The sequence below is a fragment of the Streptomyces sp. WAC07094 genome, from assembly GCF_036320405.1.
In the GTDB taxonomy this organism is placed as follows: Bacteria; Actinomycetota; Actinomycetes; order Streptomycetales; family Streptomycetaceae; genus Streptomyces; species Streptomyces lannensis.
The window spans coordinates 52,478-68,619 of record NZ_JAVMJZ010000003.1 but is presented as its reverse complement, the minus strand read 5'-3'; the positions used below and the strand labels follow the sequence as shown (position 1 = coordinate 68,619).

Annotated in this window: 16 protein-coding genes and 3 pseudogenes; 6 read left to right on the top strand and 13 right to left on the bottom strand. The window is 67.0% G+C overall.

Translation table 11 applies throughout. The features are described 5' to 3' along the window. Nucleotides 1-48 precede the first annotated feature (48 nt). Nucleotides 49-857 (top strand): IS5 family transposase gene (locus tag RCR19_RS39805; RefSeq protein WP_331268534.1). Its coding sequence is split into 2 segments (ribosomal slippage): nt 49-388 and nt 388-857, totalling 810 coding nucleotides; the frame shifts between segments, so codons are not numbered across the junction. A gap of 5 nt (nt 858-862) precedes the next feature. Here the strand turns inward: RCR19_RS39805 and RCR19_RS39800 are convergent. The 8 genes and pseudogenes from RCR19_RS39800 to RCR19_RS39765 all read right to left on the bottom strand — a co-directional run bounded on the left by RCR19_RS39800 (nt 863) and on the right by RCR19_RS39765 (nt 6,081). Continuing rightward, complete coding sequence (locus RCR19_RS39800) at nt 863-1,264, bottom strand: hypothetical protein (RefSeq protein WP_059131993.1); 402 nt, start codon at nt 1,262-1,264, stop codon at nt 863-865. A 333-nt stretch (nt 1,265-1,597) separates the two neighbouring features. Then, a complete protein-coding gene (locus tag RCR19_RS39795) occupies nt 1,598-1,762 on the bottom strand; it encodes a hypothetical protein (RefSeq protein WP_331269981.1) in 165 nt (54 codons plus the stop codon). Further along, the gene (locus tag RCR19_RS39790) at nt 1,740-2,093 is read right to left on the bottom strand and encodes a hypothetical protein (RefSeq protein ID WP_331269980.1); all 354 of its coding nucleotides are present in this window, start codon (nt 2,091-2,093) and stop codon (nt 1,740-1,742) included. The genes RCR19_RS39795 and RCR19_RS39790 overlap by 23 nt, the downstream gene beginning before the upstream one ends. Nucleotides 2,094-2,318: 225 nt before the next feature. Further along, nucleotides 2,319-2,676 (bottom strand): annotated as a pseudogene (locus RCR19_RS39785) (hypothetical protein). A gap of 945 nt (nt 2,677-3,621) precedes the next feature. Continuing rightward, nucleotides 3,622-4,005: a hypothetical protein gene (locus RCR19_RS39780; protein WP_331269979.1), complete on the bottom strand. Its 384-nt coding sequence runs from the start codon at nt 4,003-4,005 to the stop codon at nt 3,622-3,624. Between the two features lie 22 nt (nt 4,006-4,027). After that, a complete protein-coding gene (locus RCR19_RS39775) occupies nt 4,028-4,930 on the bottom strand; it encodes an IS3 family transposase (RefSeq protein WP_331269978.1) in 903 nt (300 codons plus the stop codon). Between the two features lie 5 nt (nt 4,931-4,935). Continuing rightward, complete coding sequence (locus tag RCR19_RS39770; protein ID WP_331269977.1) at nt 4,936-5,241, bottom strand: transposase; 306 nt, start codon at nt 5,239-5,241, stop codon at nt 4,936-4,938. A gap of 348 nt (nt 5,242-5,589) precedes the next feature. Continuing rightward, nucleotides 5,590-6,081, bottom strand: a complete 492-nt coding sequence (locus RCR19_RS39765; protein WP_331269976.1) for a hypothetical protein — start codon at nt 6,079-6,081, stop codon at nt 5,590-5,592. A 116-nt stretch (nt 6,082-6,197) separates the two neighbouring features. On the opposite strand from RCR19_RS39765, the gene RCR19_RS39760 reads away from it, so the two are divergent. Both RCR19_RS39760 and RCR19_RS39755 read left to right on the top strand, forming a co-directional pair. Next, on the top strand, nt 6,198-6,581 hold the full coding sequence (locus tag RCR19_RS39760; RefSeq protein WP_331269975.1) for a hypothetical protein: 384 nt from the start codon (nt 6,198-6,200) through the stop codon (nt 6,579-6,581). A gap of 17 nt (nt 6,582-6,598) precedes the next feature. Then, nucleotides 6,599-7,606, top strand: a complete 1,008-nt coding sequence (locus tag RCR19_RS39755; protein WP_331269974.1) for an IS3 family transposase — start codon at nt 6,599-6,601, stop codon at nt 7,604-7,606. A 164-nt stretch (nt 7,607-7,770) separates the two neighbouring features. Here RCR19_RS39755 and RCR19_RS39750 read toward each other — a convergent pair whose 3' ends face one another. After that, the gene (locus tag RCR19_RS39750; RefSeq protein WP_331269973.1) at nt 7,771-8,100 is read right to left on the bottom strand and encodes a hypothetical protein; all 330 of its coding nucleotides are present in this window, start codon (nt 8,098-8,100) and stop codon (nt 7,771-7,773) included. Nucleotides 8,101-8,885: 785 nt separating this feature from the next. Between RCR19_RS39750 and RCR19_RS39745 the strand changes: the two genes are divergently transcribed. Beyond that, entirely contained in the window at nt 8,886-9,209 is a 324-nt protein-coding gene (locus RCR19_RS39745; RefSeq protein WP_331269972.1) for an ANTAR domain-containing protein, read from the top strand. A 32-nt stretch (nt 9,210-9,241) separates the two neighbouring features. Here RCR19_RS39745 and RCR19_RS39740 read toward each other — a convergent pair whose 3' ends face one another. Continuing rightward, nucleotides 9,242-9,364 carry a hypothetical protein gene (locus tag RCR19_RS39740; protein ID WP_331269971.1) on the bottom strand — a complete coding sequence of 41 codons (123 nt, stop codon included), beginning with the start codon at nt 9,362-9,364 and terminating at the stop codon, nt 9,242-9,244. On the opposite strand from RCR19_RS39740, the pseudogene RCR19_RS39735 reads away from it, so the two are divergent. After that, nucleotides 9,350-9,751: pseudogene (locus RCR19_RS39735) on the top strand (alpha/beta hydrolase fold domain-containing protein); the annotation flags it as partial. The gene RCR19_RS39740 and the pseudogene RCR19_RS39735 overlap by 15 nt on opposite strands. 70 nt (nt 9,752-9,821) lie before the next feature. Here the strand turns inward: RCR19_RS39735 and RCR19_RS39730 are convergent. Continuing rightward, complete coding sequence (locus tag RCR19_RS39730) at nt 9,822-10,754, bottom strand: helix-turn-helix transcriptional regulator (protein ID WP_331269970.1); 933 nt, start codon at nt 10,752-10,754, stop codon at nt 9,822-9,824. Between the two features lie 765 nt (nt 10,755-11,519). Beyond that, a pseudogene (locus RCR19_RS39725) lies at nt 11,520-12,349 on the bottom strand (IS5 family transposase). Nucleotides 12,350-12,466: 117 nt separating this feature from the next. Here RCR19_RS39725 and RCR19_RS39720 point away from each other — a divergent pair. Beyond that, nucleotides 12,467-14,047, top strand: a complete 1,581-nt coding sequence (locus RCR19_RS39720) for an IS1182 family transposase (protein WP_331269356.1) — start codon at nt 12,467-12,469, stop codon at nt 14,045-14,047. 870 nt (nt 14,048-14,917) lie between these two features. Here RCR19_RS39720 and RCR19_RS39715 read toward each other — a convergent pair. Further along, nucleotides 14,918-15,796 (bottom strand): LysR substrate-binding domain-containing protein, encoded by an 879-nt coding sequence (locus tag RCR19_RS39715; protein WP_331269969.1) that lies wholly within the window; start codon nt 15,794-15,796, stop codon nt 14,918-14,920. Between the last annotated feature and the right edge of the window lie 346 nt (nt 15,797-16,142).

Genomic DNA, 16,142 nt, shown 5'->3' with positions numbered 1-16,142 from the left:
GAGCTGCGGGTCTTGTGCTCGAGGATCTTGGTCGGCAGGGTGTCTGGGGTGCGTGCTGATCTTGTTCCGGACGACCTGTGGGAGCGGGTGGCCCCGCTGCTGCCGTCCGCTCCTGAGCGGCGCCGTCGCTATCCCGGGCGGTTGCGTGTTCCTGACCGAGTGGCCCTCGCCGGAGTCCTGTTCGTGCTGCGAACGGGTATCGCGTGGCGTGATGTTCCCGCGGAGACGGTGGGCTGTTCCGGTGTGACGGCCTGGCGGCGGCTGCGGGATTGGACCGAGGCCGGCGTGTGGCCGCGCCTGCATGCTGCCTTGCTGACCGAGCTGCGCCGCGCCGGTCTGCTGAACCTGGACGACTGCGCCGTGGACGGGTCGCACGTCCGGGCTCTCAAAGGGGGGATCATGTCGGCCCTTCGCCCGTCGACCGTGCCCGCCCCGGATCCAAGCACCACCTGATTGTCGACCGTCACGGAACCCCGCTCGCCGTCACGCTCACCGGCGGCAATCGGCACGACGTCACCCAGCTCCTGCCGCTACTGGACGCCGTTCCGTCGATCCGGGGTCTCCGGGGACGTCCCCGCCGCAAGCCCCGGCGCCTGTATGCGGACCGGGGCTACGACTTTGACAAGTACCGCCGCCTGCTGTGGAAGCGGGGCATCAAGCCGTTGATCGCGCGACGCGGCGTCGGCCACGGTTCCGGGCTGGGCAAGGTGCGCTGGGTCGTCGAGCGAGCCTTCGCCTGGCTGCACCAGTTCAAACGGCTCCGCACCCGCTACGAGCGACGGGCCGATCTCCATCAGGGCCTGCTCGAACTGGCCTGCAGCCTCATATGCCTGCGCCGCTTGCGAACCTCATCCTGAAGCGATCAGTTGGCCACGCTGAACCACCCGGGCTGCACCTCGGTCAGAAGCGGTTGTAGGGACCGCACTGCGGCCTGCAGGTCCTGATCCGTGACGTCAAGAGGCTCCGGCAGGCTCTGCCCGTACCAGCGCAGCCGCCAAAGGTCGAAGACTTCGCTCCCGTCGGCTGCGAAGTCCACATCGACTTCAGCGCCGTTGTCGCACTCGAAGCGGCACCCTGCCCCATGAACCGAGTAGGAGTAGGTGCCGACGTGGCCACTCCGGCTGATCCGGCGCGAACGGGCCAGGCCGAGGAAATCTGCCAGTCGCTCCAGCGAGGGAATCGCCACCCTCATGGCCTCGTTGATCGCGTTTAGATCGTGGACGTAGCCGAGCACAAGGTCCCGTGCAGCCCCAACACGCTCCATACGGCGTCATCCCCCCTGAGCCCGTGGCTGATGGGATTGTTCCATGAGGCCGCCTGCATCTCCGCAGGATGGCATTCTGAAACGATCAGTTAGACACTCACGTGTGGTCCGGCGTGGTTCCGGGCCGGCTTGCCATCTGTGGTGCGGCCCCGGCCATGAGTGCTCGGCGAAGAGCCCGCCGGCCGTGCTTCTGCTCCAGGCCGCTCTCATCGATCGCCTTCTGAAGAACGGCCTCCCTCACCTCGCAGGCGTGTTGCAGATCCGCTCCTTCAGCATCGGCCTCAGGGCTCCAGTCCCGCACGGGCCCGTTCGCCCGTACATGCTCAACCAGCGTCAGCCGAGCTGCATACACGAGCCCTGCGGAAGCTCGATGTCGGCCATGAGCGAAGGGTAGATGCCGGCTGTCAGGTTGGGAAGCTGCGGGCGTTTGGGACGGGTAGGGCTGCTGACCTGGGCGTTCACCTGGCACCAGGTCTCATTGCCCTTGATGGCTTTCACCGTGGTTCCGCGCTGTTCCCGGCCTTATCTGGTGCGCTTGTGGTGCGTCGATCGTGTCCTGGCCTGGTGCCGTCGACTCGCCGGCTCCGCCGTACAGATCGGCGCGGAGACGCTCCTTGGCTGCTTCTAGGCGTGGGTCGTAGCCGGGCATGAAGATCTCGCTCAGCGTCTTGTCCAGCGTTCCGGAGATCGCGTAGATCGGCGACCAGATAGCTCGGTCGTGCACGATGCCTTCAAGGTCGTCGGACTGGAACATGACTTGGTAGAGCCAGTCCGACAGCACGAACGCTTGATCGCGCGTGAGCCTGATGGTGATCGTTTCCTGGTCCACGTCCTCAACATAGCCGCCTCGATCGGCGGTGTCTTGGGCCCGATGTTCCGTGCGGACCAACCCGCTTTCCAACTCTGTTGGTGAGATGCCGAGGTGAGTGCAGGAGCGTTCACCTGCGTCCGAGTCCGTTCTGATCTGGTGGCCGCCGCTGCTGCTGGACAGCGGTGAACGAGGCCGGACTCCGGCGAATGAGACGGAAACTGAGACGGGAGCGCACTCCCAGCCTCAGGGCCTGAGCCGGCGCTGCTGAGGGTCGAAGCAGACCAGCCCCATCGAGTCTGCAAGGTCCGCCGCGTAGGTAGGGGCATCCTCAGCCATGCTCCAGCGCATCGGGAAGTAGACAAGCGGGCCGCGTGCCACTCCGATCAACGGCCCCGTCGACCAAGGAGAGGTGTCCTCCTCGTCCTCGGTCAGGTCACACCACCGCTCCAGGAGGCCTGCGACGTAAGCCGCTATGCGCTCGGTCGGCGGATGCTCAACATCCGTGTCGACGTAGCGCTCATAGAGGTCCGTGAACGCGCGCGCGGCCGACTTTGTCGTCAACAGGGCGCTCGCCCTCCCACACAGCCAAGTCGTAGCTCATGCCCGGAGGTTCTCACGCTGCACTGACAGGCGGGCACTGCTGGTGGTGGAGCGCGCCGGGTCGGCACCCTTCTGATCCGTAGCTCTACAGAGATCGGGCATCGACGGTCATACAGGCCGCCTGACGGGTGCTGATGGGCACTGCCGGGTGTAGGCGGTTGCTGTGGTTGCTGTACTTCGCTGCGGTACAGCACCGGATTGACGATGGCGCACGGTCATCAGAAAGCGTCTTGCCACCATCGATGAGGTGGGTTGCCGTACGGCACAGCGTCGGGACGTTCGAGGATCTTCAGATCGAGAGGCTGCACGAGGTTGCGGAGCTCCCGCGCGGTCTTCTTGGGGAGAGCGCAGATCACTAGTTCCAGCAGATCTCGCTCGTCCGCCGGTTCCGGGCAGCAGTCCGGAACTCCGCACCGATCGCTGAACGGCGACGGGAGTTGATCCCACGGCGCACGTGCGATGGCATTCCACCGAGTGAGAGCTTGCTTAACCAGGCCGGGTTGCAGACGCGTCCGCTCCAACTGAATGATCTGTGCCTGAGCTGGGCCAGAGAGCCGACCGAGCTTCGAGTAGCGGCGATGCGCAGCAAAGCACCTGTTGTCCGCCCGCAGGCGTGATGGGCGCCTACGCGGCATGGACCTTTCGGCTGTAAGTCATGAAGGGCAGTCTGACACGCGGCCGGGCTGATGCGAAGGTCGGTGGAGTCCCAAGCAATCCAGAGGTCCTCTTCCACCCGGGTGAGCCCCTGATCGACCGCAAGATTTGGACCTGCGGCCTCATCCTTATCAGGTCGATCACGGGGACCGTCGACATCGACCAACCGGGCCTGAGCCTCCGCCGATCGTCCACTGGGGTCCGGCGTCGACCGCTGTTGTTCGCGCTTGTTGGTGTCAGCCACTGGTGTCAGCCGCCCCACGCGGTCTCGACAAGGGCTGAGGTGACACGTTCAGCCTTCTTCCACTCCTGGGCATCCCTCTTCCTCCGGCGCGGCCATGACGAGACCGGAGCTCACCGCACGCTCGTCGTCGATACCCAGCCGCTGGAGGTAGGCCCAGCGGTCGAGCTGAGTGCAGGCCCAGGCAGGGTCATAGGCCGCCGTGGGTAGCTGGGGTACGCGTTTACGGCCCGTTTCATCGAGTCGGTAAGGGACCTCGAACGCCGTATCCCAGAGGGTGAGGTCTGCGGCGAAACGCGCCTCAGCTTCCGAAGCATCGATTCCCGGGTATCGGGCGATATCCGCCCAAGAGGAGCCCCGCTCGCGCTCATAGATCACAGCCGAGACCAGCGCACGTTCAGCGAGTTCAATGAGCTGGAGCGCTTGAAGTTCCACCCTGTTCGTGGACAGCGGGTGGTTACGCTGCGGGGGTGAGGTCTTGCGTCGCCAGAGCTCTGGTTTCGAGCGGGGTGACATAGCCGTACTCGGGGTGCTTGCGCAGGCGGGTGCGGTTGTACTCGACCTCGATGAAGCGGAACAGATCGGCTCGGGCGGCTTCGTGGGACCCCCAGACCGTGGTGCCAATCTCCGCTTTCAGCAGACCGAAAAAGCTTTCAGCGACGGCGCTATCGTAACATGAGCCGGTTCGTCCCATGCTCTGCCTCAGATTCAACTCCCGTATCACCGTGCGGTATTCACGCGAGGTGTACTCAGAACCGCGATCGGAGTGCGTGATGCAGTTCTCCTTCAGTTCGCCGCGGCCCGCGGCCATCCGAAGGGCGTCGACGACCAGCTCAGCCCGGTGGTGGTCCGCCATGGCGTACCCGATCACTTCGCGCGTGGCCAGATCGAGGACCGTCGCGAGGTACCACCAGCCGGCGAGGGTGGGCAGGTAGGTGATGTCCGAGACCAGTTTCGTGCCGGGCTCCGCAGCGGTGAAGTCACGGCCGACCAGGTCCGGTGACGAGGCGGCCTTGGTGTCGGCCCTCGTCAGGCTACGGCGCCTGCGGCGGGTGATACCGCGGATGTCGCGTTCCCGCATGATCCGCTCGACCTTCTTCCGGTTGATCCGCCTGCCCCGGCGCCGCAGGACCGCCGTCACACGCGGGGCACCGTAGGCACCGCGGGACTTCCCGTGGATCTCCCTTATCTCCTCGGTGAGTTCATCCTCGGCCCGCTGCCGCTCGGCGACCGTCTCCCGGCCTGCGAGCCACGAGTAGTAGGTGGAACGGTTGACGCCCAGCACGCGGCACAGCCGCGCGACGCTGTAGCCATCGGGGTTGCCCTCGGTGGCCTTCTCCGCATCGATGAACAGGCACACGGCGCCTACTTCACGATCTCCTTCGCGAAGAAGGCCGCGGCTTTTACCAAGATCTCGTTCGCCTTCTTGACCTCGGCCAGCTCGCGGCGCACACGCCGCAGCTCTTCCCGCTCGTCGCTGGTCAGAGCACCCGCAGGCCCCTCACCCCGGTCGATCTTCGCCTGCTTCACCCAGCCCCGCAGGCCCTCCGGGCTCACGCCCAGGTCCCGGGCGACCTCCGTCACCGTCTTCTCCGACGACAACGCCAACGCGACCGCGTCCCTCTTGAACTCGGCCGAGTACCGCTTGCTCGTGTTGCTCTTCTTGCTCACTACCTGGAACTGCTTCCTCCGGGACCTGTCGTCCCAGCATCAGGCTGTCCAGCCCCAGGGTGGAACTTCAGTTCACGGTCCATGCGGTACAGGGGCCGTCTGCCGTCGTGGGGTGAGACGCGTCCAGCAGATGAGTGCGCATCCCAAGGTGAGGAATGCTTCGTGGATGTCGTCGCGTATCTCCCAGCGAATCCGTAGGCGGCGGAACCAGTGCAGGTGAGCGAAGGCGCGTAGCTCGCCGGTACGTCCAGCAGCCGCGACAGTTCCTCGTCTCCCGGTTCCATGGCGTATCAACGGCAAGGTCGGATCCGCGGCATTGGGGTCGTCCACGCTGTCACCCGCTCGGCGTCACGGTCCCACGGTGAGTGGCACGGTCCTCGTGAAGCCGGCGGCCTTCCGCAGGTGCCGGTCGAGCACTGGCTTCGACCAACCGTGGCGTGAGTCTCGGATATGGCTGCACGTCCTGGCCCGGGCTGTGAACTCGGCGCCCGTTCGTGCAGCCATCGCTTTGAAGAACGCTTGGCCGTCGGGTGACTGGGAGCTGGTGGTCCAGCGGTAGTCGTGTCCATCCATGAGCGCACGCTCGATCAGCAGCGTGCCCAGCCCTTGGCGCTGCACATCAGGGGTGAGAGGGATCTTCGAGATGACACCGCGCTGGCACTCGTGACAGACCTTCCAGACGAGGCGCGCCCAGTCGAGGCCCTCCCGGTCATAGACGCGAATGTTCTGGTGTGCTCCAGGGTGTGCTTCTGAGTAGTGGAGGAAGAACCGTTGGGTTCTTGGATGGCGGGTGCGTACCCACCACCACTCATAGCTGTCCATGCCTTCCGGGTTTCGCATGCCTCCGCCTCCCGGCGTATTCGGTGGAGTGCTGCCACCCTGTCTGTCAGCCTTGGGTGAGACATCCCGCTTCGTCGGGTTAGCCTGAGAGGGCACGACAGGAGAACCACCCCCTCATGACCAGCACCGCCCCCGCCGGGTCCGACCCGGCTCCCCGGCCGAAGCGCCGCACCTTCAGTCCGGAGTACAAGCTGCGGATCGTGGCCGAGTACGACGCCGCCCCGAAGAATGAGAAGGGCGCGGTCCTGCGCCGCGAGCGTCTGTACCACTCGCACGTCAAGGAATGGCGGGCCGCGCGGGATGCCGGGGCCCTGGAGAAGCTGGTCGACCAGCGGACCAGTCCGGCGAGGCCGAAGAAGCCTGCTGCCGAGGCGGAGAACGAGAAGCTGCGCCGCCAGGTGGAACGGCTGGAGAAGGAACTGGCCCGGAACAAGGCCGCGTTGGAAGTCATGGGAAAAGCTTCCGCGCTCTTGGAAATGATCTCCGAGGGCGCGGACTGAACGCTGCCGCCGAACCGGTGGTCGACGACGCGTTCACCGGCGTCCAGGGCGAACTGGGCATCACGGCCGCGTGCCGGCTGACCGGCCGCTCCCGGGCCACCCACTACCGCCGACTGCGGCCCCCGCCCGAGCGGAAACCCAGAAAACCGCAGGCCCAGCCCTCATCTCTCGCACCCGAGGAGCGGGCGGCGGTCCTGGAGATGATGAACAGCGACGAGTACGCCGAGCTGCCGCCCGCGCAGATCTGGGCCCGCGAGCTGGATGCCGGGCGCTACCACTGTTCCGTCTCCACGATGTACCGGATCCTGCGCGAGAAGGGGCAGTCCGGCGAGCGCCGCCGCCAGGCCACCCACCCGGCGAAGACAGTGCCCGAGCTGGTCGCCACCGCACCGTCACAAGTGTTCACCTGGGACATCACCAAGGCGGCCGGACCGGTCAAGGGCGTCTGGTATCACGCCTACGTCATCATCGACATCTTCAGCCGCTACGTCGTCGGCCATACCGTCGAGCGGGCCGAATCAGCGGTGCGGGCCGGGGAGCTGATCCGCGAGACCATCGCCCGCAACGGCATCGTGCCCCAGACCGTGCACGCGGACCGCGGCACCTCGATGACCTCGAAGAAGGTCTCCCAGCTGCTGATCGATCTCGGGGTGACACGGTCGCACTCGCGGCCGAAGACCTCCAACGACAACCCTTACAGCGAGGCCCACTTCAAGACCACGAAGTACATGTCCGACTACCCCGAACGGTTCGACTCGCTGGCCCATGCCCGTGAGTGGTTCGAGGCGTTCATCGCGTACTACAACCACGAGCACCGGCATTCGGGCATCGGCTGGCACACACCGGCCAGCGTGCATTTCGGCACCGCCGAGGAGGTCCGTGATCAGCGTGCCGTCACCCTCGCCGAGGCATACGCCCGCCATCCCGAACGCTTCGGCCGCCGCCCCCGACCACCCCGGATACCCCAGCAGGCATGGATCAACGACCCGGCCAAGCGCAGGGAACCCGCACCACAAACCTCATAGCGTCACGACCGTCTCACTGGACTTGAAATCTTCCGCCAGCCTGAGTCTGTTACTGATCGGCAAGAACGGCCGCAGCGGTTCCCACTCGGCATCGCTCATTTCACCCCGCCCCATGCCCGCATCAACGGCCTGAACGCGCCGCAGTCACATCAACCGGGCGAGTTCTAACCGGACGGCCGGATCAGAGCGAACCGCGCACTCATGACGGGACCAAGGTGGTCGACAAGGCCGTACCCGGGCTGGCCCGGCCACGGCAGGTTGAAGAGGAACGAGGTGGCAACCACCTCGGTCACTTCAGGGACATCGAGTCGAAGCTGTTCTTCCAGGAACCGCAAAGTGACTCGCCAGTCCGTCTCATCTCCTCCCAGGAACGATGCGACAGTTTCCTGAACCACATCCCAGAAGAACAGGTGGGACAGGACGCCGTCTTCGTTGAAGACGTGCGACTCAAACAGATCCTCGAATCCCGGCGAGGCCGCTACCAACTCCCGCACCAGTTGAACATCTCGCTCCACAACACCCCCTGGGCGCTCAGGATAGATCCACTCCGGCAGCGGACATGATCGCCGGACAGGCTCTAGTCCTCGGTTGGCTCAGACTCCGAAGACGCCAACTCAATCCCCCGCTTCCGACGTAGCCAGCGCGCGAGGAGGTACAGCGCGGCGCCCGCGGCGCCGCACGGCTCCCACACCTCGGTCGCCAGTGCTCCCAGGCCGCCATCCCCGACGATGAAGATCGCCTGGGCACCCACAACGGTGGTGATGAAAGCGTTCGTGCGGGATTCCGCTTGACGTCCCAGACGATGAGCAGCGCCGGGTATCTTTCGGCCAGCTTCCGCGCCCGGGCCGGCGCCGACGCCGCGCGGGACTGCGCGGCCTCGAACGAGATCACGCCGTCGACGACGATGACCGCCTCACCGTCGAGGATCACCCCGGGAGGCAGGTCCATCCCTGCGAGGGCGATGTCCATCCATGACGCGGTGACGTCCCGGCCCGACCGCGCCTGGAGCCGAACGCCCTCAGTTGTCCGTCACAGGATCGTACGGTGGCCGTCGAGCTTGATCTCGTACCACCAGCCCGGCCCGGTCGGCAGCCGCGGTACGAGCTGAGCAAGGGCGACCGCGACGGGAAACTCCACACGATCACCTTCTGATATTGGCCAAACGGAGGCATCCGATGTTGCCCCCTCCCCCTCCCATGCGAGCGTGAGAGTATGCCGGGCATACATGGCCGTAGCTCGGACAGACGCACCACCAGGACCCCTACACCCGGGAGGCAATGTGCACTGCGATCCGCAGTCGCTCCCCTCTGCTGCGCAGGAGCCTGCAGGCGGCCTCAGCGAGATCGAAGAGTTGGAGACCGAGATCGCCCAACTCAAGCAAGCCGTGAACTCCCACGCCGTGATCGATCAGGCGATCGGCGTCGTTGTCACGCAGGGGCGCATGACGCCAGACAGGGCGTGGGACGTACTCCGTGAGACCTCCATGGGCACCAACATCAAGCTGCGGCACGTGGCCGAGATGGTTGTCACCGGGGGTGTCACCGGGGACCTCGTGGCAGACATTCGCGAGGAACTGACGCGCAGGCTGAACACCAGCCGCTGACTTGTTCAGGCCCCTACGTCTCGTGCGGCTGCTCACGCCCACACCTCAGGACCGCCGCCGCGCCACTCGATCAGCTCACGGGCACCCTTGATCGGGTCTTCGGCCGCCGGGTCCACCTCAGGCAGGCCTTCGATGCCCGCATGACAGAGAAACACGCCGACACCGGCTCCTACCACCAGTTCGCCGAGGGCTACTTCCTGCGCCGCGACGGGATGCAGTGGTTCTGGGACCAGTACACCACCGACGAGGCCCAGCGGGCCGAGGCGACCGCCTCGCCGCTGCGCGCTAGCCTCGAGCAGCTCAAGGGACTGCCTCCGGCCCTGGTCATCACGGGTGAAGCCGACGTACTGCGGGACGAGGGCGAGGCGTACGCCAACAAGCTGCGGTTGGCCGGCGTGGCCGTCACCGCCGTGCGCTTCCAAGGCATCATCCACGACTTCGTGATGCTCGACGCGCTCCGGGACACCCATGCCGCGAAGGCAGCCATGGATCTGGCCGGACACACCCTGCGTGCCGCGCTGAGCGCGCCGCCTCAGGGCTGATCCTCTCCTGGGCGAGGGGCCGGCGCCGTGTACACCAGGTGGTGTACACGGCGCCGGCCCGCCGGTGTCGTCACGCCTCAGGTGAAGAGGCCGGGCTCCCAGCGGACTCGACCCTCCACTGAGTGGGGGAGCAGGCGAACGCCGCGCGGAAACGGCGGCTGAAGTGCGACACACTGACAAAGCCGCACCGGTGGGCGATGTGCCCGACCGGAACCGCCGGGTGCGCGACGAGCTCTTGCCGGGCCGCCTCCAGCCGGGCCGCCATGATCGTCTCGCCCAATGAGGCGCCCTGGCCAGTCCACAGGCGGAAGAGATGACGGACGGAGATCGCGTGCTCGTAGGCGATGCGGTCGGCGGTGAGCCCGGGATCGCGGAAATGCAGGGCGATATACGACCGGATGCGGTCCACCAAGTGATCCTGCAGCGCCTCACGTCCGGCGGCGCTTTCGGGATCGGCCGAGGTCACGATGAGCGCCCGCATCAGCTGAGCGGTGATCCCGGCTAGCAGCGTGCGCTCCCTCTCTCCCATCGCCGCCGCGCTCCCCGGCGTTCCCGCGATGTGCTGGCGTACCAGATCGTAGAAGGGACTTGCAGACAACCGGCTGTCCGCCCGGTAGACCTGCTCAATGGCGACGCCCAGCCGATCCCGCTCGATCTGTGCGATGATCGCCGCGCCTTCGCCGGACCGGGAGTAGGTGAAGGCCGCGTTGATATCGGTCAGGTATAGGGTTCCTCGGCTCAGCGTCCGAGCGTGTCCCGCGTGTTCGTACCGACCGGGGCTGCCGTCATGCACCACGAAGGCGACACGTTCGGGGCCCGTCGCGTGCAGCGCTTGCTCCGATCGCCGGTGCATCACACCGGTGTTGTTCAGCCGCATTACTTGGACGTCGTCGTTGAGCCGCCAGAGATCGACCTTGGCGTTGACGGGACCGGTGCGCGGGCGCAGCAAGACGGTGTGGTGGGGCGCGGTCTCCCGGACAAAAACCGACCGGAATCCCTCCATACGGTCCTTCTCCGGCAGCCGACTGCCATCGAATATCGTTGCCAATTCCGTCCTGCACCGCGAAGCACCAAGCCGTTCCGCACAGTCTGGTGCGGGAAAGCGCTGAATGATCGGCGCCCTTGCCCATCGGCCTCATCGTAAGTCACCAAGATGGAGCGCAGGGTCCGAGGCCCCTTGGGCGGTCAGGTCGGTGTGCCAGGCAGGGCACTGCTGTCACCAGCTCCAGCCTTGTCCGCGTGCACCGGATTCGCACCCACTCACTACCGGGCCACCCGCATGGCTACCACGGATCGCGACCCACACGCCGCCAAGTCAAAATGGGCTCGACTCCACGCGGCCTTGGGTCCTTCCAGCCAGGCACGCTGGGAGTCGAGGTGGAGCGCGCCCCCCACCTGTCCAGACGCAGCATGTGGGAGGCGCGCTCGCAAGGCCAAGATGCGCCAGTGGGCCGACCGCGACACGCTTGATCTAGCGGAAGGCGCCCCAGGACGGCCGAGGCTCCGCCCGGCCAGCCCTCCCACCTGGGGCGCCTCCGCGGGCCAAAGTGCCGAGCCGTAAATACGCGTTGCGCCGACGTAGCCCGCTGGCTGCGGGTGTCCTTCCCAGCTGGATGCGACTTGGGCCAGCGCAACGCAGCGCCCCCCGTGCCAGCACTCACACGGGGGGCGTCGCGGCGGGCCCTGCATTCGAGGACTCCCAGCGCTGTTTGCCGGTCAGCAGTGCGTGCACGCCGGAACCCGCCGCCCTAGAGCCTGTCGTCAAACGTCAGGCCCACATCAGCAGGGTTGCGAGTGTGACGGCGGCCTGGAAGGACTGGGCGGTCTTGTCATAGCGGGTGGCGATGCCGCGCCATTGCTTGAGGCGGTTGAAGCAGCGTTCCACGACGTTGCGCCGCTTGTAGACCGCCTTGTCGAAGACCGGGGGCCGTCCGCCGCGCCTGCCGCGGCGGAGCCGGTTGCGGATCTGATCGGCCCGCTCCGGAATGGTGTGCGCGATGCCCCGCTCACGCAGCCAGGTGCGGATGGCCCGGGAGCTATAGCCCTTGTCGCCGATGACGTGCGAGGGCAGGATCCGGGGCCGACCTGGTCCGATCCGCGGCACGCGGATGGCCTGCATGACGGCGGTGAACTGGGTGCAGTCGTTGGTGTTGCCGCCGGTGATCGTGAAGCCGAGGGGCCGGCCTAGGCCATCGCAAGCGAGGTGGATTTTGCTGGTCAGGCCGCCCCTCGACCGTCCGAGTTCCGGGCTGCGGAGCCCCCTTTTCGAGCCCCGGCGGCATGCTGATGGGCCCGCACGATGGTGGAGTCGACCGACACCATCCAGTCGACAGCACCGGCCGCATCCGCCTTCGCCTGAGCCGCCCGCAGCATCCGCTCGAAGGTGCCGTCCGCCGCCCAGCGGCGGAACCGGGTGTGCAAGGTGGCCCAGGATCCATACCGCTCGGGCACGTCCCGCCAAGCGGACCCAGTCCGGAACTTCCACACGATCCCGTTCAGGACCATCCGGTCGTCCAGCCGCTTCCGCCCCGACTCAGCATGGGGCAGCAGCGGCCGCACGAACTCCCACTCGGCATCCGACAGTTCATGGCGACGTATCACCCAACCATGATCCACCAGGCAAGATCGTTTGACGACACGCCCTAGAAGACTCATGAAGATCTTGGGGTTCTGGCCCCACCGTGTGAGCGGTGGGGCCAGACTCGTTGTGTGGTGATGGGGGAATGGGTCGGGGAGACGGTCGGGCCGGATGTGTGGGAGACCTGCCGGGAGTTGATCCCGGTAGGGAGTGTGTTCGCGTTCCTGGCCGAGGACCGCGGTGCGCTGTTCCCGGCGGAGATGTTCGCGGACATGTACCCCTCGGGGAACGGACGGCCCAGCATGCCGCCGCAGATCCTGGCCTCGGCGGTCACGCTGCAGGCCCTGCACGGGCTGTCGGACTTCGAGACGGTCCAGGAACTGCGGTGCGACCTGCGGTGGAAGGCCGCCTGCGGACTCGGCCTGCACGACATGGCGTTCGATCCGTCGCTGCTGGCCTACTTCCGCCGCCGCCTTTCCCGGTCGGCCCGGCCGAATCGGGTCTTCGAGGCGGTGCGGGAGGTGGTGAAGGCGACCGGTGTCCTCAAGGGCAAGCACCGGCGGGCTTTGGACTCCACCGTGCTGGACGACGCGGTCGCCACCCAGGACACCGTCACCCAGATCATCGCCGCCATCCGCGCGGTGATCCGCGAGGTTCCCGGCGCCGACCAGATCGCGGCCGTGCAGTGCACCGCGCACGACTACACCGATCCCGGCAAACCCCGCATCGCCTGGAACGATGAGCAGGCCCGCGCCGACCTCGTCGACTCCCTCGTCGGTGACGCGCTCAGGCTGCTGGGCCACCTGCCTGACCAGCAGCTCGGTGAGAAGGCTGCGAACGCGGTGGGCCTGCTGGCCCTGGTCGCCGGACAGGACGTCGAACCCGCCGAGGACTCCGACGGCCGTGACGGGCGCTGGCGCATCACTCGGGGCACCGCCTACGACCGGATGGTCTCCACCGTCGATGGCGAAGCCCGGCACATCCACAAGACACGCACCCACCAGCAGGACGGATACAAAGCCCACCTGGCCATCGAGCCGGAGACCGCGTTATACACCGCTGTGACCCTCACCCCCGGTGTCGGGCCCGAGCACCACGAGGCCACCGTCGGCGTGGACCTGCTCGCCGAGGAAGACGGGCCGGTGGACGCCTTCGGCGACACCGCCTACTCCACCGGCGAGGCCCGCCAGGCCCTCGAAGCAGCAGGCCACCGGCTGTTTTTCAAACCCGCCCCGCTACGGCCTGCCGTCCCCGGCGGTTTCACCCTGGACGACTTCCGTATCGACACCGCCGCCGCCACGGTGAGCTGCCCCGCTGGACACACCGTCCCCCTGTCGGACCCCGGCGGGCAGAACAACCAGCGCAAGGCTGCCTTCGGGAACCTGTGCACCGGATGTCCCCTACGTGAGCGGTGCACCAAAGCCAAGGCCGGCCGCATCCTGACCATCCGTCCCCACCACGACCTGCTCGCGGCCGCCCGCCGCCAGGCCACCGCCGACCCTGCCTGGCAAGCCGACTACCGCCGCTGGAGACCACCGGTCGAACGCGCCGTCGCCTGGCTCGTCCACCACGGCAACCGCAGACTCCGCTACCGCGGCACCATCGCCAACGACACCTGGCTCCACACCCGAGCCGCCGCCCTCAACCTCCGCCGACTGATCAACCTCGGACTCACCCGCACAGGCAACACCTGGACGATCAACCCCGCCACCGCATAGACCAAGGGGCCACCCGGCCCAGAAACCAGACAGCCCCACCAAGATCTTCATGAGTCTTCTAGCGCATCTTCCGGACGGCTGCTACCACGGCTCCGTGATCACTGACGGGACCGCCGCGTTGTTGCGGCCTGCGCCACGGCCGCCGTGGCGCAGCAAACCTACTACTACACCGAACTCACGAAACCCCAGGTCACAACCACAATCTGAGATCTCTACCGAACCCGGGCGGTTCATAGCTCCAGCCTTGTCCGCGCGCACCGGATTCGCACCCCCCGGTTCCGCGCCACCCGCATGGCCGCCTCGGCTCGCAGCCCAGATACTGCCGGGCCACGATGGTGCCGACCCCGCGCCCTGGCGTGTCCTAGTCTCAGGTCGCGGGAAGTCGAGGCAGAGCACGCCTCCCACCCTTGGTCCCGCCACACCCAAAAGAGTGGGAGGCGCGCTCGCCAAGCCGAGATGCGCCAGAACAATGGCAGCGTCACGCTTGACATAGCGGAAGGCTCCCCGGGACGGCTGAACTCCCAGTCCGTCTCACCGTTCCGGGGTGCCGCCGTAGCGGGCTCTCTGTCCCGCGCCGACAAGTACGCGTTGCGCCGACGTAGCCGCCCGTAGGTTGCCGGTGTCCAAGCTGTCCCACCGGTCGGCTACGCCCTCGATGCCCGCGCAACGCAGCGCCCCCCGCACAAACCAGCAGTGTGGGGGGCGTTTTCAGCAGGCCAAGGACGGCCGAGGTCGCGGCGGGGCTGCGCCTGCGCGGCTCTTTTGCCCGCACCTACTCTTGGTAGGACCGCGTGCTTGCTTGACCCGAAGGGGGACATAATATTCGTGAAATGCCGACCCCCCTTCCGCGGTCGTGGAGACGGCCGCGCGTCAGTCCGGGCCCGGGCCGAGCATGCGGCGGGAGAGTTCGGCGAACTGGAGCAGTTCTGGCATGGTCCGATGCTTGGAGTAGGCCAGGGCGACCATGCGCGGTGCGACGCCTTCCAGCGTTAGGTAGACGACGTCGTCACGGCGGTAGAAGCCGGCCATGCCGGCCGGCATGACATAGCACCCGGACCCGAGGGCGACGGTCTGCAGGCATTCCTCGATCGTCGCCGGAAACCGTCCGGTGTCCCCCGGCGGCGCGACCGGGTCAAGCGGGACACGTCCGCGCCATTCCGGTACGTCCCGGGGATCCTGCAACAGGGTCATGTCGCGCAGGTCCTCGACGTGCACCGCCTTGAGTTCCGCGAGCGGATGATCACTGGACAGCGCCACCACACGGGGCTCCGGGAAGAGCGGAACCACCTCGAACATGCCCTCGGGCAGGGGCAGTCGGACGTAGCAGACGTCGACCCGCCCGTCGAGCAGGAAGTCGACCTGGTCGGTGATCGAGGTGTGGACGACATCGATGTCGAGTTGCGGCGCCGTCCGGGCGAACTCCCGCACGATGGGCGTAACGATGACACCCGGCATGAAGCCGATGGTGAACTGGTTCACCTCCCGGTTCGCGGTCCGCACCCGCTGCTGCACGGCCTGTGCCATCGCCAGCATCGGCCGGGCGTCCTCCAGCAACTGGTGCCCCGCCCGCGTCAGTACGGTGCCCTGCCGGTCACGCAGGAAGAGGACCACACCCAGATCCTCCTCCAGCGCCCGGATCTGCCGGCTGAGCGCCGGCTGCGTCATGTAGAGACGGCTCGCCGCCCGCACGAAGCTGCACTCCTCGGCCACGGCCACGAAGTAGCGCACCCGGCGTATGTCGAGATCCATGGGGCTCATGCTAGACGCGCCCATCACGGCATATGCCGAAACGGCTTCAGAATCGAACAGATAGGCATTGGCGCGCTCCCCCGACCGGTCCACCATGGTCGGACCGAGGGAGAAGCCACAACGTCCGCCGCTGTCACCGCAGTTGTGCAGGATGCCGGGCTTAGAGGACAGCCGGCCACCTTCGTGGGCCGGGGGACACAGACCGGCGATCGGGAGCAGCCGCAGGGCGGCGGGCCCTTCGCCCGTCCAGCGTGGACGCGGTCACACGACCGTCTCCGCGCGGGAGCACGCCCGCGCCTTCGGGCATCTGCCCCACATCCGGCCTGCCGGGCGGATGCGCCCCACG

Excerpts from the sequence above, each read along its gene's own strand:
- RCR19_RS39760 (WP_331269975.1), top strand. The coding sequence starts at position 6,198 with ATGACCAGCACCGCCCCCGCCGGGTCCGACCCGGCTCCCCGGCCGAAG.
- RCR19_RS39800 (WP_059131993.1), bottom strand. The coding sequence starts at position 1,264 with ATGGAGCGTGTTGGGGCTGCACGGGACCTTGTGCTCGGCTACGTCCAC.
- RCR19_RS39715 (WP_331269969.1), bottom strand. The coding sequence starts at position 15,796 with ATGGATCTCGACATACGCCGGGTGCGCTACTTCGTGGCCGTGGCCGAG.
- RCR19_RS39730 (WP_331269970.1), bottom strand. The coding sequence starts at position 10,754 with ATGGAGGGATTCCGGTCGGTTTTTGTCCGGGAGACCGCGCCCCACCAC.
- RCR19_RS39765 (WP_331269976.1), bottom strand. The coding sequence starts at position 6,081 with ATGCGAAACCCGGAAGGCATGGACAGCTATGAGTGGTGGTGGGTACGC.
- RCR19_RS39720 (WP_331269356.1), top strand. The coding sequence starts at position 12,467 with ATGGGGGAATGGGTCGGGGAGACGGTCGGGCCGGATGTGTGGGAGACC.